This window comes from Sphingomonas sp. LR60 (assembly GCF_036855935.1).
Lineage (GTDB): Bacteria > Pseudomonadota > Alphaproteobacteria > Sphingomonadales > Sphingomonadaceae > Sphingomonas.
This window is the reverse complement of record NZ_JASPFK010000001.1, coordinates 2,063,486-2,086,721: the sequence shown is the minus strand read 5'-3', so window position 1 is coordinate 2,086,721 and position 23,236 is coordinate 2,063,486. Positions and strand designations below refer to the sequence as shown.

Annotated in this window: 17 protein-coding genes; 4 read left to right on the top strand and 13 right to left on the bottom strand. The window is 66.2% G+C overall.

Annotated elements, in window-relative coordinates:
• The first annotated feature begins 324 nt into the window (after window positions 1–324).
• Window positions 325–1,038: a hypothetical protein gene (locus QP166_RS09665; RefSeq protein WP_333915724.1), complete on the top strand. Its 714-nt coding sequence runs from the start codon at window positions 325–327 to the stop codon at window positions 1,036–1,038.
• Between the two features lie 18 nt (window positions 1,039–1,056).
• Window positions 1,057–1,752, top strand: coding sequence for an HAD family hydrolase (locus QP166_RS09660; RefSeq protein WP_333915723.1), 696 nt, complete (start codon window positions 1,057–1,059; stop codon window positions 1,750–1,752).
• A gap of 87 nt (window positions 1,753–1,839) precedes the next feature.
• Here QP166_RS09660 and QP166_RS09655 read toward each other — a convergent pair whose 3' ends face one another.
• Window positions 1,840–4,170: a TonB-dependent receptor gene (locus QP166_RS09655; RefSeq protein ID WP_333915722.1), complete on the bottom strand. Its 2,331-nt coding sequence runs from the start codon at window positions 4,168–4,170 to the stop codon at window positions 1,840–1,842.
• A 368-nt stretch (window positions 4,171–4,538) separates the two neighbouring features.
• On the opposite strand from QP166_RS09655, the gene QP166_RS09650 reads away from it, so the two are divergent.
• Window positions 4,539–4,883, top strand: coding sequence for a hypothetical protein (locus tag QP166_RS09650; protein WP_333915721.1), 345 nt, complete (start codon window positions 4,539–4,541; stop codon window positions 4,881–4,883).
• Between the two features lie 78 nt (window positions 4,884–4,961).
• A complete protein-coding gene (locus QP166_RS09645) occupies window positions 4,962–5,246 on the top strand; it encodes a DUF3297 family protein (protein WP_333915720.1) in 285 nt (94 codons plus the stop codon).
• A 134-nt stretch (window positions 5,247–5,380) separates the two neighbouring features.
• Here QP166_RS09645 and QP166_RS09640 read toward each other — a convergent pair whose 3' ends face one another.
• The 12 genes from QP166_RS09640 to QP166_RS09585 form a co-directional block, all read right to left on the bottom strand.
• On the bottom strand, window positions 5,381–7,246 hold the full coding sequence (locus QP166_RS09640) for an ABC-F family ATP-binding cassette domain-containing protein (protein ID WP_333915719.1): 1,866 nt from the start codon (window positions 7,244–7,246) through the stop codon (window positions 5,381–5,383).
• Window positions 7,247–7,422: 176 nt separating this feature from the next.
• Window positions 7,423–7,707, bottom strand: a complete 285-nt coding sequence (locus tag QP166_RS09635; protein ID WP_333915718.1) for a hypothetical protein — start codon at window positions 7,705–7,707, stop codon at window positions 7,423–7,425.
• Between the two features lie 42 nt (window positions 7,708–7,749).
• A complete protein-coding gene (locus QP166_RS09630) occupies window positions 7,750–8,829 on the bottom strand; it encodes an AI-2E family transporter (protein WP_333915717.1) in 1,080 nt (359 codons plus the stop codon).
• 86 nt (window positions 8,830–8,915) lie between these two features.
• On the bottom strand, window positions 8,916–9,836 hold the full coding sequence (gene trhO / locus QP166_RS09625) for an oxygen-dependent tRNA uridine(34) hydroxylase TrhO (protein WP_333915716.1): 921 nt from the start codon (window positions 9,834–9,836) through the stop codon (window positions 8,916–8,918).
• A complete protein-coding gene (locus tag QP166_RS09620; protein WP_159759347.1) occupies window positions 9,833–10,633 on the bottom strand; it encodes a LytR/AlgR family response regulator transcription factor in 801 nt (266 codons plus the stop codon). The genes trhO and QP166_RS09620 overlap by 4 nt, the downstream gene beginning before the upstream one ends.
• Window positions 10,633–11,784 (bottom strand): sensor histidine kinase, encoded by a 1,152-nt coding sequence (locus QP166_RS09615; protein WP_333915715.1) that lies wholly within the window; start codon window positions 11,782–11,784, stop codon window positions 10,633–10,635. The genes QP166_RS09620 and QP166_RS09615 overlap by 1 nt, the downstream gene beginning before the upstream one ends.
• Window positions 11,785–11,876: 92 nt before the next feature.
• Window positions 11,877–15,326, bottom strand: coding sequence for a TonB-dependent receptor (locus tag QP166_RS09610; RefSeq protein ID WP_443027202.1), 3,450 nt, complete (start codon window positions 15,324–15,326; stop codon window positions 11,877–11,879).
• A gap of 123 nt (window positions 15,327–15,449) precedes the next feature.
• Window positions 15,450–16,676 carry an ABC transporter permease gene (locus tag QP166_RS09605; RefSeq protein WP_333915714.1) on the bottom strand — a complete coding sequence of 409 codons (1,227 nt, stop codon included), beginning with the start codon at window positions 16,674–16,676 and terminating at the stop codon, window positions 15,450–15,452.
• Entirely contained in the window at window positions 16,673–17,593 is a 921-nt protein-coding gene (locus tag QP166_RS09600) for an ABC transporter ATP-binding protein (protein WP_333915713.1), read from the bottom strand. The genes QP166_RS09605 and QP166_RS09600 overlap by 4 nt, the downstream gene beginning before the upstream one ends.
• Before the next feature lie 221 nt (window positions 17,594–17,814).
• Window positions 17,815–19,599, bottom strand: a complete 1,785-nt coding sequence (locus tag QP166_RS09595) for an ATP-binding cassette domain-containing protein (RefSeq protein WP_333915712.1) — start codon at window positions 19,597–19,599, stop codon at window positions 17,815–17,817.
• Window positions 19,600–20,087: 488 nt separating this feature from the next.
• Window positions 20,088–21,452: an HlyD family type I secretion periplasmic adaptor subunit gene (locus QP166_RS09590; RefSeq protein ID WP_333915711.1), complete on the bottom strand. Its 1,365-nt coding sequence runs from the start codon at window positions 21,450–21,452 to the stop codon at window positions 20,088–20,090.
• A 3-nt stretch (window positions 21,453–21,455) separates the two neighbouring features.
• Window positions 21,456–23,213: a type I secretion system permease/ATPase gene (locus QP166_RS09585; protein WP_333915710.1), complete on the bottom strand. Its 1,758-nt coding sequence runs from the start codon at window positions 23,211–23,213 to the stop codon at window positions 21,456–21,458.
• Between the last annotated feature and the right edge of the window lie 23 nt (window positions 23,214–23,236).

The window sequence follows — 23,236 nt, the reverse complement described above, 5'->3', positions numbered from 1 at the left end:
TGTGTCAGTCCTTCCGCATGACTTGACAGTCATAGGCCCCTGCCTGCGCAGGGGCGACGGAGAGATGGCGGGCAACGACGTGCAAGCTGTCCTACGCCAGCAGCGGCGTGGTAGTTCGCGGCCATGCCCGACAACCCTTCAGTCCCTGGACCAGCCTCCCGCATCACCCCGTCACGACCTGCGCATCCACCCCGTCAGCGTCTCAACATTCGCAACATTCGCGCGGGCAACCCACGGGAACGGCAACACAATGTCACCGGCCATCCACGCTTTCGCCGAGGCAGGCGGGTAGGGCAGCGGCTCTCTCTTCCCGCGGAGCCTATGATGCGTATCGCCACGGCCACGACCCTGCTCGCCACCATGCTCCTCGCCACCGGTGCGGCGGCGCAGACCGCTTACCCGGCGATCCCCGAGCCGATGATCTTCGACATGATGCGCCCGCTCGGGGCGCAGAAGGGCGAGATGGAGATCAATGCTTTGGCGATGACCACGTCGCCGTTTCGCCCGCGCGAGGCGGAATGGGCGCCTGAGCTGGAATATGCCTTCGCGGACGGCAAGGCGATCGAGTTCGAGCTGCCCTTCAACGGCGCCCGGCTGGAAGCGCTCAAGCTCGGGCTACAGGCCGCGTTCGGCTCGTCGGCGGACGGGCGGAGCGCGCATGGCGTACAATATCTCGGCATCTATGACCGCGACACCGGCCGGTACAGCAACGCGCTGCTCTACATGGCCGGGCACCGCTTCAACGCGCGCTGGAGCACGATGAACATGATCGGCCTCGACGATATCGCGCTCAAGCGTCGGAACGGGCGCAACGCGATGCTGCTCAACCACGCGACCTTCTACGACGTCAACGCCGGGACGGTGGCCGGGGTCGAGCTGAACGTCGCGGATGGCGCGGAACGGCTGGTGCGTGTCGCGCCGCAGCTACATCAGCGACTGGCCGACAAGATCAACGTGCAGGCCGCCGCGGGCGTGGAGAAGCATCGCCATCATCGCGTGCGCCCTGCGCTCGGGGTGCGGCTGGTGCGCGAACTCTGACGAATGTAGAAGCGCGCCATGCCGATCGATCTCATCTGCCTCGATGCCGACGACACGCTGTGGCACAATATGCGCTTCTTCGCCGCGGCCGAGCAGGCGTTCGCCGATCTGGTCGCGCCCTACGCCGAAGACGCCGCGGCGAGGGCGCGGATGCAGGCGATCGAGATCCGCAATCTGCGGCACTATGGCTATGGAGCGAAGAGCTTCACGCTGTCGATGATCGAAACGGCGCTCGACCTCGCGGGCGACGATCTGCCGGCGGCGAGTGTGCGGCGCATCCTTGCAATCGGGCGCGAGTTGCTCGCGCATCCGGTCGAGTTGCTCGACGGGATCGGTGAGACGCTCGAGCGATTGGCGGCGATCGGGCGGTTGGTGTTGGTGACCAAGGGCGATCTGCTCCACCAGGAGGTGAAGCTGGCCGCCTCCGGGCTGGGGCAGCTCTTCACCGGTGTCGAGATCGTCAGCGACAAGCGCGCCGAGACGTTCGTCCGCGTCTTCCATCGCTATGGCTGCACACCCGAACGCGCGGTGATGGCCGGCGATTCGATGCGCTCGGATGTGCTGCCCGCGCTGGAGGCAGGCGCATGGGGTGCGTACATCCCGCAGCCGCTGGCATGGGCGCACGAGGTGGCGACCGCGCCAGCAGACCACCCGCGCTTCCGTCAATTGTCACGATTGGCGGAGTTGCCCGACTGGATCGAGGAGATTGCGTAATTGATCCTCGTCATTCCCGCCTTCGCGGGAATGACGGGCTGGGATGATGGGTTAGACGGGGAGGCCGAAGCCTCCCCAAGTATCAGCTCAGTCGAACTTGCCGCTCAGCGAGACGCCGACGATCCGCGGCTCGTTGAACACGGCGGCGTTATAGTTCTCGATCACGCCCTTGAGGTTCTTCTCGTTGGTGATGTTGCGCGCAAACGCCGCAATCTCATAGCGGCCATCCGCGGTGGTGAAGCCGGCCTTGAGCCCCAGCTCCAGATTGTCGCTCGCGAAGAATTCACGCGTCTTGTACAGGACGAAGTTCGTATAGCCCTGCATGTTGACGTCGCTCGCCACGAAGAAGTTGCCGCGGTCCGACAGCGGGATATCGTAACGAACCGCCGCATCGACCTGCCACCGCGGCGCGTTGGGCAGCGGGTTCCCGTCGATCTGCGCCAGCACCGCCGGCGCGCCGAAGATCGTCGCTTTCACCGTCGGGTCGAGCACCGTGCAGGTCACCTGACCACCGAAGGCGCAAACCTGTGCGAAGACACGCTTGTCCTTGATCTCGGTGTGGATCGCGCTGCCGCCGAGCGAGAAGGTGATGTTGCGGATCGGTCGCCAGTCCATCTCCGCCTCGACGCCGTAGGCGTTGGCGTGATCGGCGTTGAACAGCGTGCCGTTGCCGTTCGCGTCATTGCCGTTCAGCTGGATGTCGTTCACCCGATAGGTGAAGGCGGTGGCGTTGAGGCGCAGCTTCGAGGTCGGCTGCGTCTTCACGCCCGCCTCGTACGACATGATCGTCTCGCTGTTGGCGGTGGAGAACGGCGTGTTGAATACCGCCGAGCGCCCCTGGATCGTCGGCCCGCGGAAACCGCGCGCGACGCGGGCATAGATGCTCGCGGTCGGGTCGATCTCGTAAAGCGCGGACAGATCCCAGCTCGGCTCCTTGCCGGTCAACTTGATCGCACGCGGCGCGGTCGCCGGGAAGGTATCGACGGTCCCCGTGGCGTTGCGTCCGGCGCGGACCAGTCGGGTGTCCTTGTCGTCCTCGGTGTAGCGCGCGCCGGCGGTCAGCGTCAGGCGCTCGGCAAGCCGATAGCTGGCCTGCCCGAACACCGCCCAGCTGGTGTTGACGTTATGCAGCCGGACCCAGTTGTTGACGTTGCGCTGCGCATCGCCCGGCAGCAGGAAATAGCCGCGCTGGTAGAATTCGGTGTCGTCGCGGCTGTCGAAATAGAAGCCGCCGAACTGCCACTTGAACACCCCATCGCCGTTGCTGGCGAGACGGACTTCCTGCGTCCACTGGTCGAGGTCGCGGACGCGGCCCATGCTCTCGCCATAACCGGCGCCGCCGAAGTTGGTCGCCGCACCGCCGTCGGTGTCGCCGCGGCTGTAGCCCGAGGTTGTCTCATAGGCGGTGATCGAGGTCAGCGTCGCGGCGCCGAAGTCCCACGCTGCGTTCACCGACCCACCATAGGTCTTGTACGCCTGCGGATTGTTCGCGCCTTCATCAAGTGCGACGCGGTCGCGGGGTTCGAGGTTGATGTTGTTCTGGCCCTTGATGAGCGCGCCGCGGTGGAACACCGTCGACGTGCCCTCATAGGAGCGGACGTGGCCCGACAGATTGACCGACAGCGTCTCGGTCGGGGTCAGCAGCACCTGCAACCGCGCGTCGCGCTCGTCAAAGCCGCCCATCGCGTCACGACCCGGACGCGTGCCGTCGCGGCTGACGCCGGTGTAGCTGTTGTCGATCCAATTGTCGCGATGCTGGTACAGCCCCGACAGACGTACCGCGATCTTGTCCTGCACGATCGGCCCACCAACGCCGCCGTCGAAGGTGACGGTGTTGTACGAGCCGTAGGAGGCGTTGAAGCGGCTCGACCAGGTCTGGCCGGGACGGATCGTGTCGAATTTGATGATGCCGGCGGTGGTGTTGCGCCCGAACAGCGAGCCCTGCGGTCCGCGCAGCACCTCGACATTGGCGACGTCATAGACCGGGTTGGACTTCAGGACGACATGCTCCAGCACGACATCGTCCTGGATGATCGACACCGGCTGCGATGCGCCGAGATAGAAATCGATGTTGCCGAGCCCGCGAATGTAGAAACGCGGGAAGATGCGACCGGTGGTCGTCTCCGCATACAGGCCGGGTACGCGACCGGCGAGCGCCAGCGCATCCTCACCGCCGGCCTGGAAGGTGCGCAGGTCGTCACCCGTGACCACTGCGACCGACACCGGCACGCGGCGAAGGTTCTCGGTACGGCGTTCCGCCGTCACCACCACTTCGCCGAGCCCGGCGTCGCTCGCGTCGGCCGCCGTTTCGGGCGTAGCAGGCGCGGTGCTGCCGGTCTGGGCGACGGCGGGAATAGCAGAGAGCGCGACGCCGGCGGCAAGGCTGGCGAGCAGGATCGATTTCGACGAACGACGCATGTAAACCCCTTAAGATACGACTGGAAGGCGGCGCCGCTGGCACGCCGGCTGCTGCGGCGTTTACCCTGGCGATGCGGAAGGCTTCCTGTTGGCGCGGCTAGGCGGCGATTGTGTCGAGATGATGAAATATTGCGGAATATTTCCGGCGCTTTGCCGACGGTGAGGTATCGCCGTGGTCAAACCGGCCATTCGGCGGCTTTCGGTCACAACGACGATCGCGATTAAACCGCTGATGAATGCACCATTCCGCACCGGTTCAGCCGCCACGTTCCATAGCCATGGCACAGGCTCGTACACATATGCGTTCAGTCCCAATTAGCGAGCGAGTACAGGAGGTCCGGTTTATGTCTGCGTTGAAGAAAACCGTCTTGGCCACCGGCCTTATGGCGACAGCCCTGGCCAGTGCCGCGCCCGCGGAGGCGCAGCGTTACTGGCGTCATCGCGATCGCGGCGGCGATACCGCAGCCGGCGCGCTGATCGGCGGCGTGATCGGGCTGGGGCTCGGTGCGGCGATCGCGTCGAGCAACCGCGATCGTTACTATGATCGTCGCTACGACGATCGTAACTATTATTACGACGATCGTTCCTATTATGCGCCGCCGCCGCGGGTTTACTATCGCGAGCGTTATTATGCGCCGCCGCCTCCGCGGGTCTATTACGAGCCGCGCGGCTATTATCGTGGCTATGACACGCCGGGCTATTACGGCTGGTGATGCGAGCGACGGCGCGGGGAGCGATCCCCGCGCCGTTTTTTTGTGGCCGCGCGCGTCGCTTTGCGGCAATGGCGCAGCATGAGCGATACTCCTCCCGACCATCTGTCGATCGACCCGTCGAGCCCGTTCTTCGACCAGGACGCCCTGCAACGCGGCGTCGGCATCCGCTTCAAGGGCGTCGAGCGCCGCGATGTCGAGGAATATAGCATGTCCGAAGGCTGGGTTCGCGTCGCGCTCGGCAAGAAGGTCGACCGTCACGGACGTCCGCTGACGATCAAGCTGACCGGTCCGGTCGAGGCGTATTTCGAAAATGCCGCCGCGGGTGACGATGAGGAAGCAGGCGAGGGCGAAGAGCAGGCGTAAGCCCTCTTGCTACCACGTCATTCCCATTCCCGCGAAGGCGGGAACCCAGAACCTCTGACGTCTCGGCCCTTGCGAGAACATGCGCGTCTGGATTCCCGCCTTCGCGGGACTGACGGGAGGATGTCGAGGTAGCGTTATGCCGCTTCCATTGCCTCGCTGGCGACCATCCAGCGCGCTTCTGCGGCCTCGATCCGATCGTTCAACTCAGCGCGCTGCTTCATCAACTCGGTCATCGTCAGCTTGGCGTATTTTGGCTCGGCGGTCGACGGATCGAACATCGCGCGGTCGATCGCCGCGCGCTCCGCCGTCAGCTTGGTCAATTCCGCCTCGGCGTCGCGCGCTTCCTTCTTCAGCGCCTTGTCGTTCTCGCGCGCGGCCGCCGCGGCCTTGCGCTCCTGCTTGGTGCCCTTGGCCTTGTCCGCGCCCTTGCCGTCGCCCGCCAGCACAAAGGCGATATAATCGTCGAGGCTGCCGTCGAATTCCTTGGCCGTGCCATTGTCCACCAACACAAGCCGGTCGGCGCTCAACTCCACCATATGCCGGTCGTGGCTGACCAGCAGCACAGCCCCGGTGTAGGCGTTGAGCGCCTGCACCAACGCCTCTCGCGCGTCGACATCAAGGTGGTTCGTCGGCTCGTCGAGGATCAGCAGGTGCGGCGCCTCGCGGGTGACCAGCGCGAGCGCCAGCCGTGCGCGCTCGCCACCCGACATGCTGCCCACGCGCGCGGTCGCGCGGTCGCCCGAGAAGCCGAACCGCCCGAGCTGTCCGCGCACCGCCGCCGGCGACGCGCCCGGCATCACTCGCGTCATATGCGCGAGCGGGGTGTCATCGGCCTCCAGTTCCTCGACCTGGTACTGCGTGAAGTAGCCGACCTTCATCTTGCCGGTGGCGCTCATCTCGCCGGCCAGCGGAGTCAGCTGCGCGGCGAGCAGCCGGGCGAGCGTCGTCTTGCCGTTGCCGTTGCGGCCGAGCAGCGCGATGCGGTCCTCGGGGTCCATCCGCAGGTTGAGCCGCGACAGGATCGGCGTCTCGCCATAGCCGACCGCGGCGTGATCGAGCGTAATGAGCGGCGGGCGCAATTCGGTCGGGTTCGGGAAGTCGAAGCTGAGCGTCGGGTCGTTCACCGCCTCGGCGATCGGCTGCATCTTGGCGAGCATCTTGGCGCGGCTCTGCGCCTGCTTCGCGGTAGAGGCGCGCGCCGAGTTGCGCGCGACATAATCCTGCAGCTTGGCCCGTTGCGCATCCTGATTGGCCCTGGCCGCAGCGAGCTGCGCGAGCCGCTCGGCACGCTGCCGCTCGAACGCGTCATAGCCGCCGGGGTAAAGCGTCGTCTTGCCGCCTTGCAGATGCAGGATGTGGTCGACGACGTTGTTGAGGAAATCGCGCTCGTGGCTGACGACGACGATCGTCGCGCGGTAGCTCTTGAGGAAATCCTCCAGCCACATCACCGCTTCGAGATCGAGGTGGTTGCTGGGTTCGTCGAGCAGCAGCAGGTCGGGCTGCGAGAACAGCAAGGCGGCGAGCGCGACCCGCATCTTCCACCCACCCGAGAAGCTGTCGAGCGGCTGGTTCTGCGCCTCTTCGTCGAAGCCGAGGCCCACCAGGATGCGCGCGGCCCGCGATGGCGCGGAATAGGCGTCGATCGCGATCAGCCGGTCGTGAACCTCGCCGAGCCGGTCCATGCAGCCGGTGCCGTCGAACGCCTCGGCTTCCTCCAGCAGCGCAGCGCGCTCGGTGTCGGCGGCGAGCACCGTCTCCAAGGGCGTGGCGTCTCCGGCGGGCGCCTCCTGTGCGATATAGCCGATGCGCGCGCCGCGCGGCATGTCGGCCGAGCCCTCGTCCGGTTCCAGCAACCCGGCAATGACGCGCACCATCGTCGACTTGCCCGCGCCGTTGCGCCCGATCAGCCCGACGCGACTGCCCGGCGGCAGCGCGGCACTGGCGCGGTCGAGGATCGTGCGGCCGCCAAGCCGCACGGTGATGCCGTTGAGAGAAAGCATGCGCGCGCCTGTAGCGGAATGCGGCGGATGGGGAAAGGGAGTGGGTGTTTACGCGCTCGACTGGCCCAAACGTCATTCCCGCGAAGGCGGGAATCCAGACGTGCGGGTCTGGCGATGGAAGGGTGACGTCAGAGGTACTGGATCCCCGCCTTCGCGGGGATGACGGAAAATGGTAATTAGCGGCCCGTTTCCTTGAGGCGGTGAACGAGGAAACGCAGGCCGCCACCAGCCACGTAGCCCGCGCCCGCCCCGAGACTGGGCCACAAGGGTCCAAACATGTAATCTAACGCGCTGGTCGAACGCAAATTTTCAGGATGCTGCCACTGCCAAAAGGCGATGTAAGCGATCATGCCGATGGGAACGATCCACAGGATGATGCAGCCTACGCGCCCACTTGGCGAGAGAAGTCCAATCAGCAAGCCGATAACGGCCCCGGATATCAGCATGGCTTCTATGGTCATGGGTTGAACGTAACACGTTATTCTTCGTCCGCTACTGGGCGTTCAGCCATCCGCCTCGACCACCACCTCCGCACCGCGCTGCTCGGACAGGATCGCCCAGCCCGTCAGGAACAGCGCCCCGACCACCGGCCCGACGACGATACCGCTCAACCCCAGCAGGTCGATGCCGCCGAGCGTCGTCACCAGCACCAGCCAGTCGGGCAACCCGGTGTCGCGGCCGACGAGGATCGGACGAAGCACGTTATCGGCCAGTCCGATCACGAACACGCCCGAGACGATCACCACCACAGCCTGCCAGATCGCGCCGGTCGCAAGCAGATAGACGGCAACCGGTCCCCAGATGATCGCCGGCCCGATCGCCGGCAGCAGTGCGGCCACCGCCATCAACACGCCCCACAGCAAGGCGGCGGGCAAGCCGACGATCCAGAAGGTGATCGCCCCGAGCGCGCCCTGCACCAGCGCCACGACGCCCGAGCCCTTGATGGTCGCGCGAACGACCGCCACGAACTTCTCCGCAAGGCGCTCCGCGACGGAACGCTCGAGCGGCAGCGCACGCACGATCGCCGGACCGATCCGCTCGCCGTCGCGCAGCAGGAAGAAGGTGACGTACAGGCCGACGCCGAATGCCAGAAGGAAGGCTGCGGCGTTCGCGCCGATCGATAGCGCCTGCCTCGTGAGGACGCTCGCACTGTTGCTTAGCGTCGCAGTGACGCGCGCCTGTGCGCGTTCGAGGCTGTTGAGCCCTGCGCTATCGAGTAATTGCTGCAAACGCCCGGGAAGCGCGTCGTGCATTTGCTTGAAATATTGTGCGAAGTCGATCTGGCCGCTGCGCATCTGCTCGTAAACGCCCGCGGCCTGGTCGACGATCATGCTGCCGAGGATCAGTGCCGGGATCACGACGGCGACAGTGATGACCAGCAACGTCAGCGCCGCCGCCATGTTGCGTCGGCCAGGCCAGCGCCGTGCGAAGCGCTGGAAGATTGGCTGGAACAGCAACGCCGCCAGCGCGGCCCAGAGCAGCGCGCCGAGGAATCCGGAGACGACCAGCAGCAATCCGACCGATATCAGCAGCAGGAAAAGGATCAGCCCGCCGTTTTCGACGCGCTGTCGATCGATCGTCATTGAATTAGCCCCCGGTGCGGTCACGTCGTTACACCAGGGAAACGCTACCGATCTGTATTAGGTCCGCAAGGCGGTTCACCACAATATCAGTCGGGATCAAACGTCCGCCCGACATGCGTCTCTCCGCGCGTCGCCGCGAGCTGTTCCTGTCGATGACGTTCGGCATAGCCGGCGCGTTCCTCGGCCGTCCGCTCGCCAATGCAGGCCGGGCAGCTCACGCCTTCGACATAGTCGGGCGAGGCGCGATCCGCCGCGCTGACCGGCATCCGGCACGCGAAACACAGCACATGTGTGCCCGGCGCGAGCCCATGGCCGATTGCGACCCGTTGATCGAACACGAAACATTCGCCCAGCCATGCGCTCTCGGACGCCGGCACTTCCTCCAGGTAACGCAGGATGCCGCCGTCGAGATGGTGAACCTGCTCAACGCCCTCCGCCTTCAGGAAGGCGGTCGATTTCTCGCAGCGGATGCCGCCGGTGCAGAACATCGCCACGCGCTTCTTGCCGGCCAACAACGTCTCACGCCGCTCGCGAAACCAAGCGGGAAAGTCCGCAAAGCCGGTGGTCTTCGGATCGACCGCGCCTGCGAAGGTGCCCACCGCCACCTCATAGTCGTTGCGCGTATCGATCACCAACGTTTCGGGATCGGCGATCAGGGCGTTCCATTGCGCCGGGGCGACATAGGTGCCCGCGTCGGTCAACGGATCGACCGTCACGCCCATCGTCACGATCTCCCGCTTCACCTTCACCTTCAGCCGGTGAAACGGCATCGCCTCGGCCCAGCTGTGCTTGAGCGACAGGTCGGCACAGCCGGGTAGCGTGCGAATGTGTGCGATCACCGCATCGAGCGCGTCCTGCGTGCCAGCAATCGTGCCGTTGATCCCTTCGCGCGCCAGCAGCAGCGTACCCTTGATTCCCGCCTCACGCGCTACGGCAAGCAGTGGCTCGCGCAGCGCGTGCGGGTCGTCGAAACGGGCGAAGCGATAGAGGGCGGAGACCCTGATCAATGGACGAAGCGCGCCACCACGTCGCGATAGCTGCGGCTGACCTTCACGTTCGCGCCCGAATCGAGCACCAGGAAGCATTCGCCATTGGTGTGTGGCTTCACCTGCTTGACCAGATCCAGGTTGACGATCGTCGAGCGATGGATGCGCTGGAAGCGCCGCGGGTCGAGCCGCTTTTCCAGGTCTTTCATGGTCTCGCGCAGGATCAGGTTTCGATCGCCGGTGTAGATCACCATGTAATCGCCCGCCGCGTCGATCCGCTCGATCGTGTCGACGTCGACGCGGAAGATCTGGCCCTGATCCTTAATGTTGATCATTTTCTCGAAGCGGCTGGCGTTCACCGCATCGCCGCCATCGGCCATTTCTGCCGCCGCTTCGGGGGCGTGCTCGGCCAGTGCTTCCTTGAGCTTTTCGGCCTCACCGGCGCTTTGCCGCTCGGACAGCCGCTGGCGGACGCGGTCGAGCGTATCGGCGAGCCGCGACTCCTCGACGGGCTTCATCAGGTAATCGGTCGCCTGCGCCTCGAACGCACGGATCGCGTGGTCGGAATAGGCGGTGACGAACACGAAGAGCGGGGGCTCGACGTCCATCAGGCCCTGAACGACCGAGAAACCGTCGAATCCCGGCATCTGGATGTCGAGGAAAACCAAGTCTGGCTTGTGGGTCTTGATCGCGCTGATCGCCTCGCGGCCGTTCTGGCACTTGGCAATGATCTCGACGTCGTCGTGCGCCTGCAGCCGCAATTCGAGCCCCTGGATCGCAAGCGGCTCGTCGTCGACGAGGATGGTACGAATGGTCATCACACCTCTCTGTTCGGTACTTCGAGCTGGTACGGGATCTCGATCTCGACCCCGAACCCGCCCGTCGGCATGGCCCGCACATCGAAGCGGTGATCAGGCCCGTAAGCCTGTGCCAGCCGCTCCCTGATATTGGCGATGCCCACGCCGGTTGAAAGGCTTGGCCGCGATTTCGTCGGCATCAAACCCGGGCCGGTGTCGGATACGCCGAGCAGCACCCTGTCGCCGACGAGCCGAATGGAGACACAGATTTCGGCGCCATCCTCTTGCGGGGTCACGGCATATTTGATCGCATTTTCGACCAGAGGCTGGAGCAGCAGCGAGGGCAGCCGCGCCTTTTCGGCGGCCGGATCGATATCGAATTTCGGACGCAGCCGGTCCTCGAACCGCATCTTCTCGATCTCGAGATACAATTTCAGCGTCTCGACTTCCTGCGCGACGGTGACGTGGGCGGTCGGTTCGTTGGCGAGCGTGTAGCGCAGGAACGACGACAGCCGGCTCAACATCGCGTTGGCGCGCTCGGTCTGCTTCAACAGCACCAGCGTCGAGATCGAGTTGAGCGTGTTGAACAGGAAATGCGGATTGAGCTGGTAGCGCAGCATCGCGAGCTGCGCCGACGATGCCTGATTTTCCAGATGCTCCATCTGGTCGATCTGGTCCTCAAGGATCAGGTAGAAGTTGATCCCGAAATACAGCGCCGACCAGCCGGCGAGCGTCGTGAAGCTGAGGAACAGCGCGGCGAGCAGCAGCGTCAGATCGACTCCGGGCGCGGCCAGTCGGATCAGGCTGAACGAAAAGGCGTAGAGCGTCGCGTCCAGGAACGTCGCGGCGGCCAGCGTGAAGATCGACAACAGGATGCCGGTCACGCGCGGCAGCTGCCGATAATGGCCGTAGAGCACCGACAGCAGCAAGGTGATGCAATAGCCGATGATCGACTCGATCAGGACCGAGCCGATCACCTGCAACGAGGCATTGCTGCTGAGCGAGGACACGAGCCGCAGCACCAGATAGCCGGTCCAGCCGACCGCCTGGAGCTTCCAGAATGCCGACCCCTTGTTCTCGAAGAACGGCCGGACGAACAGCGGGCGCTCCGGCGTACCGGCATAAGCGGACGGGGCAGGAGCAGCGGAGACGGAAGTCGCGGAGGTCGCCATCGCGCCCTCTCTACACCGGCGGGTGCCGTCACGCAAAGAAGGGTCGCCGTCTCGGGGGAGACGGCGACCCGGTCAGGTGCGTTCGGTGCGGATCAGAAGGTGAAGCGCGCGCCGACACGAACCGAGTAGAGCGACTGACGCGACGAGATCACGTTCTGCTGGCCCGGTGCCACCGACGGCGCAGTGTAACGATACTGGCCGCAGGCCTGACCGGTGTTCTGCGTCGTCTGCGCGCTGGTCGGATTCGTGCCCGTGGCAACCGGCGCCTGCAGACACTGCACGCGGATCGCCGCCGTGGTGTACGGGAAGGCGTATTCGCGGATCTGGCCCCAATTCTTATTGATCAAGTTGCCGACGTTCTCGACGTCCGCGAACAGCGTGATGCGGCTGCCGCCCAGCCCGGTCGGGATTTCCTGCGAGAGATGCAGGTCGACCTTCGTGAACCACGGCGAGTTGAACGCGTTACGCGGCGCGATCTTGCCACGGAACTTGGACAGCCCGCTCGAATTGATGAGCGCGTCCAGGTTCTGCGCGGTCTGTGCGGCGGTCTGCGTGACCACGCCGTTCACGATCGTGTCACCGTAGCTGACGAGCGCGTCCGTGGTCGAGGTGGGCACGTACATCAGGTAGCGCGACTGGGTGCCGACGTTGCCGAAGATCGGGCTGCGGTTCGACGACGTGTCCTGCATCGTATAGCTGTACGGCTTGCCAATGCGGGTTTCGCCGAAGATGGCAAAGTTGGTCTTATAATCGCCGAAGAAGGCGTGATCGAACGTCGCGCCGTACTTGATGAAGTGGCGGACTTGATCGTTCGACACGCCGTAAGTCGCGCCGCTGCCATCGAAGAATGCGCCATTGCCATAGTTGGAACCGGCGGTCGACGAGGTGGCGGGCGTCTTATCCTTGACGTCCTGGTAGGTGTAGCTGGCCGACAAGCTCAACCAGTTGTCGACCGACTTGTCGAAGCGCGCGACGCCGATGTAGGCGCGGCCCTGCGACGTATTGGTCAACACGATGTCCTGGAAACGGTCGTTGAAGGTCGTCACCGACTGGTAGCGGACACGCCCGTCCGGCGTGGTCAGCGCGGTCGGCGTGACGCGATAGTCGGCGAAATAGACCTGGTTGCGCACTTCCGACCACAGGAAGTCGGCACCGAGGTGCCAGCCGCCGCCCAGGAAACCGCCGAAGTCGCTGTCGAAATCGGCCGACAGCGTGCCGCGCCACTGCGACGGCAGGCGGAAGTCACGCGCCAGCGCGTTGGTCGGCGCGCCGGTGGAGGTTGCGGCACTCTTCACCAGATCGTTGGCGGCCGTCGGGATCGTCGTGCCGCTGACGTTGGTCAGGATCTGACCGCCGGTACCCACCGAATAGCTGCCGTTATTCGATTGCGTGACGTCGATGCTGTTCGTCAGGAAGCCGGTGTTCGAATAGCTGTTCGAGATATAGACGTCCGGCGAGCCGCCCGAGAAGATGCCGATGCCGCCGCGGAAGGTGAGCTGCGGCGTCGCCTTGAAGTCGAACCCGATGCGCGGCTGGAACACGCCCTTGCCCGAGATATATTCCTGGTTCGTGAAGCCGTAGCGGTTGACGAAATTCTCGTTCAGCGCCGGGCGACCGTGACCGCCGTACATGTCGTAACGCATGCCGTAGGACAGCGTCAGCAGGTCGTTGATCCGCCAATTGTCCTGGATGCCGAAGGCGTAGGATTGATATTGGAAGCGCGCTGCGCCGTCGATCGGGTTCAGCGACGGGATGGCGTTCTGGTAGCGCAGGCGCTGGGCATTCCCCTCCTGGAAGTCGGCCAGCGAGTCGAAGTAATAGTCGCCGGCCGTGCGCTGCACGAACAGGTTGACGATCTTCGTATCCGACATTTCGCCGAAAATGCGCAGATCGTGGTCGTCACGGGTCAGGCGCGCCTGCACCGTGCCGCCCCAGGTCCGGCTGCTCAGCTCATTCGACTGGCGCGAGATGTCCGGGCCGAACGACACGACACCCGAGCCGTTGGCGCAGTTGGTCGACAGGTCGATGCCAGTCGCCGTGCTGCCGCCGGTACCGAAGCTGCCGCGATCCGACTGCGCTGCGGTGCAGACCTGGAACTGCGCGAAGCCGCGACCCAAGATCGGGTCCTGGCCGCGCTTGTAGTCCTTGTAGAAACCGCGGACCTCGGTCGAGAATTCGTCCGACCAGTCCGAGTTCAACTGGACGACGCCAGCATGCAGGCGGTTCGAGCCGACGTAGCCGTTCGATTCCAGACCCAGGCCCGGAGCATTGGCCGTGGCGCTTGCCGGGCCGACCTGGGTGTTCTGGTTGAAGCGGATCTGATCCTTCGTGTACATGTACGTCACCGACGCGCGCTGCGTGTCGGAAAGGTTCGCGTCCAGCTTTGCGACCAAACGATCGTCGCGATCGTCCGAATTGTTCAGGATGCCGCCGGTGTTGTAGCCGTAGCGGCTCTGCGCGATCTGCTGGATCTGCTGGACCGCCGCATCGGTGATGTTCGGGATGACGGTGCCGGCGTTGTTGCCCGGCGTGCCTTCCACGATCGGCGTGCCGGCGCGAACGCGCTCACCCGCGACCATGAAGAACAGCTTGTCCTTGATGATCGGGCCCGACAGTTCGGCACCGTAGTTTTCATACTTGAAGTTCGGGATCGTCACGCGGCCGGTCGGCACGCCCGGGCCCGCCTTCGTGCGCTTGCCGGTCAGTTCGTCGCTGGAATATGCATAGAAGCCGGTGCCGTGGAACTCGTTGGTGCCCGACTTCAGGATCGCGTTGATCGCGCCGCCCTGGAAGTTGCCTTCGCGGACGTCATAGGGCGCGACCTTGGTCTGGAACTGGCCGATCGCGTCGAACGGGACGGGCGAGCGGCGGGTCGGCAGACCGTCCGGGTTGAGGCCGAAGTTATCGGTCACCGGCACGCCGTCGATCGAGAAGCGGTTGTAGCGCGCGTTCTGCCCAGCGAAGCTGACCGCGCGGCCGCTGCCTTCCGAATAGTCGAGGCGCGCGAACGGGTCGCGGCGCATCAGGTCGCGGACGTCGCGGTTGACCGACGCGACGCTGGCGATCTGGGCGGCGGAGAGGACGGTCGCCGGACCCTGGCTGAGATTGCGCGCGTTCGGCAAGCGCGACGCGGTAACGACGATGTCGCCACCGCCGGCGCTTTCGGCGGTCAATTCGATCGGCAGCTCAAAGCTCTGCGCAACGATCGTCTGAATGTCGGTGACTTGCGTCGAAGCGTAGCCAGGTGCAGCGACGGTGACGGTGTAAGGCCCGCCAACGCGGAGGCCGGTGGCATTGAAGCTGCCGCTGGCGTCGGTGGTTGCGTTGGTGGTGCCGCCCGTCGGAACGTTCAGGATCGTGACCGTCGCGCCCGCGACGGGCGCGCCGTTCGCGGTTACGGTGCCGCGGATCGAGGAGGTGGTTTCTTGCGCCATCGCGGCGGCCGGCATGACCAGCGCGACCGCAGCCACGCCTACGAACAGATTGTTGCGCATCGGAAAATTGTCCCCTTTTTGCCGCAGTGCGACCCGCGACAGCTTCATCGTTGGGGCGCCGATGAGCGCACTATGTGAAGGTTGCGTGACAGTTGCGAGTCGATTGCTGCACCGCTGCAAAAGTCCCGTGCGGCGTTGCAAAAAAGCGACAGCATTCTTGTCCCGCAAGGGTCAGCTGCGGGTGAAGATCCGCTTCCAGGCGGGCTTGGCGCTGCCGGATTGCAGGACGCCGCGGCGGAACAGTCGGGCGCCGATCGTGATGAAGATCGCGACCCACAGCAATTGCCAGGCGAGTGCGGCCAGATGCGGCCACCATTGCGCACCCGACGCCGCCCGGCCGGCCATCGCAAATGGCGAGGAAAGCGGGAAAAGTTCGGCCGCGGTCGCGAGCAGGCTGTTGGGGTGCGACACCGCAGAGGAGGCGAGGCCGAACATCGCGACCTGGATGATCGTGATCGGGAGCGAGAGCATCTGCACCTCGCGCATCGTCCCCGCCTGTGCGCCAACCCCTAGAAAAACCGAGCCTAATAGCAGGAAGGCCGTGGTGAAATAGGCGGCGAACAAGGCGGCGAAGGCCAACCAGCCGATCGCCGGGGTCACAGACATGAAACTGTCCCCGAGAGCGCCGGCGGCGACCATGCCAACCTGGCTGAGCACCGTACCCCAGAAGGCAACGAACAGCAGCGCGACGCCGTACATGCCGAGCAGCTTGCCGAGGAAAACACTCTCCAAGGGGACGGAAGCGGCAAGGATTTCAATGACCTTGTTGTTGCGCTCCTCGGCCATCGTGCCCACCACCTGACCGGAGAGGAACAGGGTGAGGAAGAAGATACCGAACACTGCAACGAACGCTGCGGCGTTGCGGTCACCGCGCGTCGGGCCGGCAGTCCTGATCGCCTCCATCCGCACCGTCGGGGCGGCGGCACCGGCACGTTCGATCAACGCGGCCTGTCGCATTACGGCGGCAAGATACCGCGCGTCGTCCCGGTTTCCGGCCGAAAATACCACCCTCGGCTGCGCAAGCGTACCATATAGAACAGCGTTTATGTCGGCGCCGGGCGCATCGAGCATCGCGCGGGCCGCAATCGGCGCGTTTTCGACCGACGGGTGCAGCGCCAGCGGCGGAGGCGCCGCGTCGCCACGCACCAGCGGACGCAATTGCGCGTCGGCGCTGCGCAGCGCGGCCGCCGATGCGGCGGGCAACATCGCGACCAGCCGGGCCTTGTCGGACGAGCCCTGCGTGACCGAGGCGGCGCTGACCCCGCCGAGCACGCTGAGCGAGCCCATGATGGCGGGCGCGAACAGGAAGAGCAGGAAGATCGGGGTGAAGACCGTCGCGGTGAAATCGCGGCGGGCGATCGTCAGCGTCTGACGGATCTGGCGGCGCAGCGGGCTCATGCGTTCGACTCCGAGGCGGTCTGGCCGACGATCCGCACGAACGCGTCGTGAAGGCCGGGCCGTTCGATCGACAGCGCCTTGATGCCGTAGCCGGCGTCGATCAGGCGGCGGAGCAGCCCTTCGATCCCTTCCTCGGGCAAGGCGAAGCGCCACGCCTCCGCCTCGTGCCGGGCGCCGGGCGGCAGCATCGCGGCGAGTTGCGCGTCGGCATGGGTCGGCACGTAATGGACCTGCTGCGGGAGCAGCGCGCGTGCCTCGTCGACCGTGCCTTCGAACCGCCGCTGCCCGCCCGCGATCACCGCCAGCCGATCGCACAGGCGCTGCGCATGCTGCATGACATGGGTCGAGAAGAGGATCGTCGCGCCACGATCGCGCTCGGCGAGGATCAGCCGCTCCAACCTTTCCTGATTGACCGGGTCGAGTCCGGAGAACGGCTCATCGAGCACCAGCAGGTCGGGGCGATGGACGACCGCGCCGAGCAACTGGACGAGCTGCGCCATCCCCTTCGACAGCTTGCGGATCTTCTCGTCGACCGCATGGCCGAGCCCGACGGCTTCCAGCATCTCGGCGGCGCGCGCACGACCCGTCTGCCAGTCGAGCCCGCGCAGCGCGCCCATGAACGCGACCGCTTCGCGCGCCTTCATCGACGGATACAGCCCGCGCTCTTCGGGCAGATAGCCGACGCGGTCGCCGACATCGCGCGGATGCGCGCTGCCGAGCAGGGTGCGGGAGCCTTCATCGGGCTCGATGATGCCGAGCGTCATGCGGAGCGTCGTCGTCTTGCCCGCGCCATTGGGACCGAGCACGCCGTAGATCATCCCGGCCGGCACCGTCAGGTCGACTCCGTCGACCACCCGCCGCTCGCCGTATCGTTTCACCAGTCCGTCGGCGATGACGGCGTAATCGTTCGATGCCACGCGTGCTTCCCCCTGTCGCAGCGCAGCGTAGCGGGGCGCGTTCGCGTCGCCAATCGCTATCGGCTCGTCGGGCGAGACTGGTGTGGAAGTGGGGCTGCGTGAGTTCCTAATGCTGTTCCCCGGCGGAGGCCGGGGTCCAGTTGGAAGGGCTTTCGGTTGATTACAGGCGTTTCCCACCTGGGCCCCGGCCTTCGCCGGGGAACGGAAAGTGGACTGTCACGTCAGGCGGCGGCGCGGGCGCCGGCGTCGTCGTTGGCGGCCGGCGTGCTGAGCCCGCCATCCTGCGCCAGCTTCGCGAAGGCGCCGCCCGCCGCGAGCAGTTCGTCGAAGCCGCCCTGTTCGACGATCCGCCCCTGATCGAGCACGACGATCCGGTCCGCCGCGCGCACCGTCGAGAGGCGATGCGCGATGACGAAGGTGGTCCGACCCTGCCGCAACCGCTCGAGGCTTTCCTGAAGCCGCGCCTCGGTCGCGACGTCGAGCGCGCTGGTCGCCTCGTCGAGCAGCAGGATCGGCGCGTTCTTGAGCAAGGCGCGCGCGATCGCGATCCGCTGCCGCTCGCCGCCCGAAAGCCCCGCGCCACGATCGCCGACCGCGGTGGCGAAGCCGTCGGGCTTGCGCATGATGAAGTTATAGGCACCCGCGATCCGCGCGGCATCCTCGATCTGCTCCATCGTGGCGTCGGGATTGCCCATCGCGATATTCTCGGCGATCGAGCGGTTGAAGAGGCCGGCCTCCTGGAACACCACGCCGGTCGCGGCGCGCAGCGAGGCGAGGGTGACGCCGCTGATATCCTGACCGTCGACGAGGATGCGGCCCTTTTCCGGGTCCCATGCTCGCTGGAAGAGGCCGAGCGCGGTCGACTTGCCCGAACCGGTCGGGCCGACGATCGCGACCGTCTCGCCGGGGGCGACCTCGAAGTCGAGATCGTGGACCGCGCCCGAGCCCGTCGGGTAGCGGAACGAGACGTTCTCGAAGGTGACGCGACCGTCCGCGACCGCGAGCGGCACGGCGTCGGCGGCTTCGGCGATGTGGCTCTGCTGGTCGAGCACCTCGAAGAACTGACGGAGCGCGGGGAGGCGCTGTGCGACGTTGACGATGAAGCCGGTAACCGTTTCCAGCCGCGCGATCATCAGCGTCGCGAAACCGACGAACGACACGACGTCGCCGATCGTCGCGAGCCCGCGGGTGATCAGCGCCGCGCCGAAGCCGAATACCGAGACGATCGCGATCGACGAGGCGCCGCGCGTCAGCACCGCCGACACCGCCCACCAGTTGAGCACCGGATATTGTGCGTGGAGCAGGTCATGCAGCGAGCGGCGGACGTTGCCCATCTCGCCGGGCACCGCGAGGAAGCTCTGCAGCACGGTGACGTTGCCGAACAGGTCGCCGAGATTGCCCGAGATATCGGTGAAGCGATCCTCGACGCGCGCCTGACCGGTGGCGGTGTGGCGCATCACGACCAGGTTGACCGCCGAATAGACGAGCATCAGCACGACCAGCACCAGCCCGAGCCGCCAGTTCGTCATCATCGCGATCGGGAGCAATAGCGCGAGGATGCCGAGGTTGGTGATCTGGTCACGCAGCAGCGGCAGCCACAGGTTGAACAGTCCCTCGCACCCCGAGATCATGATCCGCATCAGCCGGCCCGAGCGCGCCTGGGTGTGGAAGGCGGGGGGCAGCGCGAGCAGGTGCTCGACGTAGGTGGACATGGCGATCAGCCGGCGACGGTGCGTCATGCGATCGGCGAGCAGGGCGATGACCACGCCAGCGGCGAAGACCGTGACGCTGATCGCGCACCACAGGCCGACGTAGCGCATCGGGTTGGCGCCGGTGGTGAGGCCATTGACGGCCTTGCCGAACAGCAACGGCTCGGCGACCTGCAGGAAGGCCACCAGCGCTCCGGCGCCGAGCAGCGAGCCGGCCTTCAGCCGCTCCGGGCGGAGCAGCGTGAGCGCGCGGAGGACGACATGGGGCGAGCGGGTGCGTTCGGCGGATTGGGGCATGGCCAACTCATTAATCGACGATGGGGGACCGGGCGGGACCGCGTGCGGCGACCGACGGTGGTTGCAGTAGGGGAAGATGGTTAACGGAAGGTGTGTCCGGGGTCGGGGCGCTTCACTGTCGTCACCCCGGACCTGTTCCGGAGCCCCGCTTTTCCCGACATAAGGAAGAAGCGGGATCCCGGATCAAGTCCGGGATGACGGGAGAAGGCGGGTGATCGGTGATTGTCGATCGGACCTAGTCCGCAAGAGCAACGGCTGGTGCGGTTGCGGATGGGTGGATGCCGGAACGAGTCCGGCATGACGAGTCTTCGAACCTTCTACCGTCATTGCGAGCGTAGCGAAGCAATCCAGAGCCTGACCAGGACGCCTTGGATTGCTTCGCTACACTCGCAATGACGGATGAAGTTGGCGGCCTTCACTTCTATACTTTCTGTCCGCGCAAAAGCGTCGCCCCGGATCACGTCCGGGGCGACAAGACGGCGCAGCGATCAATGCTCGCGGAACGATGACCAGAAGGCGCCGACCAGCGGCTCGAGCGCATAATCGAGGGCGGTGCGGCTGCGCAGCGGGATCAGCACCTGAGCGGGCATCCCCGGGCGCAGCTTGAACTGTTCGCCGCGGAAGCGCGACAGGACGTGCAGCTCTTCCGGCGGCACCGTAATCTCGGCGGTGAAATAGCTGATGCCGGTCTTCTCGTCGGTGAAGCTGTCCGCGGAGAGGCGCGTCATCGTGCCGTCAAGCGGCGGGATGTCGCGTTCGTGGAGGCTCGGGAACTTGACGCTGGTGTGCTGGCCGACCCGCAGGTCGTCGGCATCGTCGGGCGAGATGCGCGCCTGAATGCGCAGCGGCGCTTCTTCGGGAACGATATCCATCAGTTTCTGTCCCGGCTGGATCACGCCGCCGGGGGTGAAGACGGTCAGCCCGACCACCGCGCCGGTGGCGGGGGCGCGGATCTCGGTGCGCGCCAGTTGCTCGCGCGCCGCGCCCAGCTTCGGCATCAGCTCGCCGAGCCGCACCTCGACGTCGCGCAGATCGGCGGCGGTGCGTTCGGTGAAGGTGCCTTCGGCCTCCAGCCGCTGAATCTGGCTTTCGCGCGCGGCCTCGCGGGTCTGTGCGACGCTGGCGGAATATTGCCCGCGCTGGCCCTGCAATTCGGCGCGCATCCGCTCCAGTTCGCGCAGCCGGGTCTGCGAGACGAAGCCCTTGGCGGCCACCGGGCGCAGTGCATCGAGCTGCGCGTCGAGCAGCTTCAATTGCTCCTGCGCGGAGACGACCTGTTCGCCATAGCCGCGGCCCTGTTCGTTCGACTGCGCAGCACGCTGACCGAGCGCGTCGCGTTGTGCGGTGAGCGTCGCGGTGCGGGCGCTCAGTTCGGTCTGCTGGAGCCGCATCGCCAGTGCGGCGTCAGCGCGATCCTCGGCGTCGAGCGTCGCGAACTCGCGCGGGGTCGGGATGCGCGACTGGCCGAGCTGTTCGGCCTGAAGCCGCGCACGCTGCGCGAGCAGGCGGATGACCTGCGACGCCAGGGCGCGTTCGTTGGCATAGACTTCGGGTGTGCCGAGGCGAAGCAGCAGCTGGCCTTGCTGGACGCGCTGGCCGTCGCGGACGAAGATCTTCTCGACCACGCCGCCGTCGCGGTGCTGGACGGCTTGCCGCTGACCGGAGACCGCGAGCACGCCTTCGGCATAAGCGGCGGCGTCGAGCCGCGCGAACGCCGCCCAGCCGAGGAAGCCGATGAAGAACAGCGCCGCGACGATCAGGCCGTTGCGGATGTCGCTGCGCGGATCGGCGGGCAGGTGGACCGCGTCGTCGCCGGTGAGGGCGGGGGTGGTGGAGAGGGGAAGGGTGGCCATGGCTCAGGCGCTCCCGCTGGGGGCGTTGATCGAAGGAGTCGGGCGCGGCACCGCGCGCGGGCGTTGCGGCGCGATCTTGGGCAGCACCTCGTCACGCGGGCCGAACATCTCGACCCGGCCGCCGCGCATCACCAGCAATTTGTCGACCACCGGCAGGATGCCGAGCTTGTGGCTGACGACGAGGATCGTGTGCCCGGCCTTCTTGTAATGGTCGATCGCGGCGAGCAGCGCGCCGTCGCCTTCGGCGTCGAGGTGCGCGTTGGGCTCGTCGAGGATCAGCACCGCGGGATCGCCGAACATCGCGCGGGCCAGCGCCACGCGCTGCGCCTGACCCGCCGACAGGCCGCGTCCGCCGGGCTTGAGTTCATGGTCGAAGCCGCCGGGCAGCCGCTGGATCAGCTCGCGCGCGCGGGCGCGCTCGGCGGCCTTGATCGCGGCGGCGTCGATCGCGGCGGGATCGTGCGCCAGCTCGGTACGGAAGCGCGCGATATTCTCCTTCACGGTCCCCGCGAACAGCGACGGGTCCTGCGGGAGATAACCGATATGTTCGGCGAGCAGCTCCGGATCCCAGTCGGTGACGTCGGCGCCGTCGATGCGGACGCGGCCGCGATCGGGGCGGATCGCGCCGGCGATGATGCGTGCGAGCGTCGACTTGCCCGCGCCGCTCGGGCCGACGATCGCGATCACCTCGCCCGCGGCGATCGGCAGCGAGACGTCGCTGATGATCGTGCCGTCGCGGGTGTCGTTGAAGAGCGTGACATTCTCCAGCCGCAGCGTGCCCTTGGGGGCGGGGAGTTGCGTCACCGCGCCGGTCGCCTGCGCCTCGGTCAGCAATTTGTCGAGCCGCAGGTAGCTGCCGTGCGCCTGCGCGATGCCCTTCCAGCTGCCGATCAGCATCTCGATCGGGGCGAGCGCGCGCGAGATCAGGAACGAGGCGGCGAAGATCGAGCCGCCCGAGATCTGGTTGTCGATCGCCAGCAGCGCGCCGAGCCCGAGCGCGAGGCTTTGCAGCGCGAGGCGGACGAACTTGGTGGCGGTCATGTAATTGCCGCCGGTGAAGCCGGCGCGGGTCTGGAGCGCGAGCATCGCCTCGCGATACCGCAGCTGCCGCGACACCATCGCGCGGCGCATCCCCAGCGCACGCACCGCCTCCGCGCCGCCGAGCATCGCCTCCTGGCTGGCGTAGCTGGTGGTGGCGGCGACCTGTGCGCGCTCCAGCGCGGTGCGCGTGCCCTTCTCGTTGCGCCACGCGATCAGCGGCAGGATCGTCCCGCCGACCAGCGCGACGACGCCGAGCACCGGATGGACGAGGAAACAGACCGCGACGTAGATCGGCGTCCACGGCGCGTCGAACAGCGCGAGCACGCCGGGGCCACTCAGAGTCTGGCGGACATTGTCGAACTCGCGCAACGCCTGGCGCGCGACCGGCTGGTCGGGGCGGCCGATCGTGGCGTCGAGCAGCAGCGGCGCGAGCGTCGCGTCGAGCCGGACCCCGGCGCGGACCAGCAACCGCGTCCGCACCCGATCGAGCATCGACAGCGTGATCAGCGCGAACAGCAGCACCGCGGTCAGGAACCACAACGTCAGCCGGCCGTGCGTGGGCACGACGCGGTCGTACACCTGCAGCATGTAGAGCGTCGGTGCGATGTAGAGGATATTGACCAGCGCGCTGAAGCCGAACGCCGCCAGAATATGGCGGCGGCACAGCGACAAGGCCGCGCGCATCGGACCGGCGGCCCCCGAATTCGAGATGATCGTCATGGAACCAATGCCTAGCATCTCGG

Excerpts from the sequence above, each read along its gene's own strand:
- QP166_RS09645 (WP_333915720.1), top strand. The coding sequence starts at position 4,962 with ATGAGCGATACTCCTCCCGACCATCTGTCGATCGACCCGTCGAGCCCG.
- QP166_RS09640 (WP_333915719.1), bottom strand. The coding sequence starts at position 7,246 with ATGCTTTCTCTCAACGGCATCACCGTGCGGCTTGGCGGCCGCACGATC.
- QP166_RS09595 (WP_333915712.1), bottom strand. The coding sequence starts at position 19,599 with ATGCCCCAATCCGCCGAACGCACCCGCTCGCCCCATGTCGTCCTCCGC.
- QP166_RS09590 (WP_333915711.1), bottom strand. The coding sequence starts at position 21,452 with ATGGCCACCCTTCCCCTCTCCACCACCCCCGCCCTCACCGGCGACGAC.
- QP166_RS09585 (WP_333915710.1), bottom strand. The coding sequence starts at position 23,213 with ATGACGATCATCTCGAATTCGGGGGCCGCCGGTCCGATGCGCGCGGCC.
- QP166_RS09605 (WP_333915714.1), bottom strand. The coding sequence starts at position 16,676 with ATGAGCCCGCTGCGCCGCCAGATCCGTCAGACGCTGACGATCGCCCGC.
- QP166_RS09615 (WP_333915715.1), bottom strand. The coding sequence starts at position 11,784 with ATGGCGACCTCCGCGACTTCCGTCTCCGCTGCTCCTGCCCCGTCCGCT.
- QP166_RS09665 (WP_333915724.1), top strand. The coding sequence starts at position 325 with ATGCGTATCGCCACGGCCACGACCCTGCTCGCCACCATGCTCCTCGCC.
- QP166_RS09610 (WP_443027202.1), bottom strand. The coding sequence starts at position 15,326 with ATGAAGCTGTCGCGGGTCGCACTGCGGCAAAAAGGGGACAATTTTCCG.
- QP166_RS09660 (WP_333915723.1), top strand. The coding sequence starts at position 1,057 with ATGCCGATCGATCTCATCTGCCTCGATGCCGACGACACGCTGTGGCAC.
- QP166_RS09655 (WP_333915722.1), bottom strand. The coding sequence starts at position 4,170 with ATGCGTCGTTCGTCGAAATCGATCCTGCTCGCCAGCCTTGCCGCCGGC.
- QP166_RS09635 (WP_333915718.1), bottom strand. The coding sequence starts at position 7,707 with ATGACCATAGAAGCCATGCTGATATCCGGGGCCGTTATCGGCTTGCTG.
- QP166_RS09620 (WP_159759347.1), bottom strand. The coding sequence starts at position 10,633 with ATGACCATTCGTACCATCCTCGTCGACGACGAGCCGCTTGCGATCCAG.
- QP166_RS09630 (WP_333915717.1), bottom strand. The coding sequence starts at position 8,829 with ATGACGATCGATCGACAGCGCGTCGAAAACGGCGGGCTGATCCTTTTC.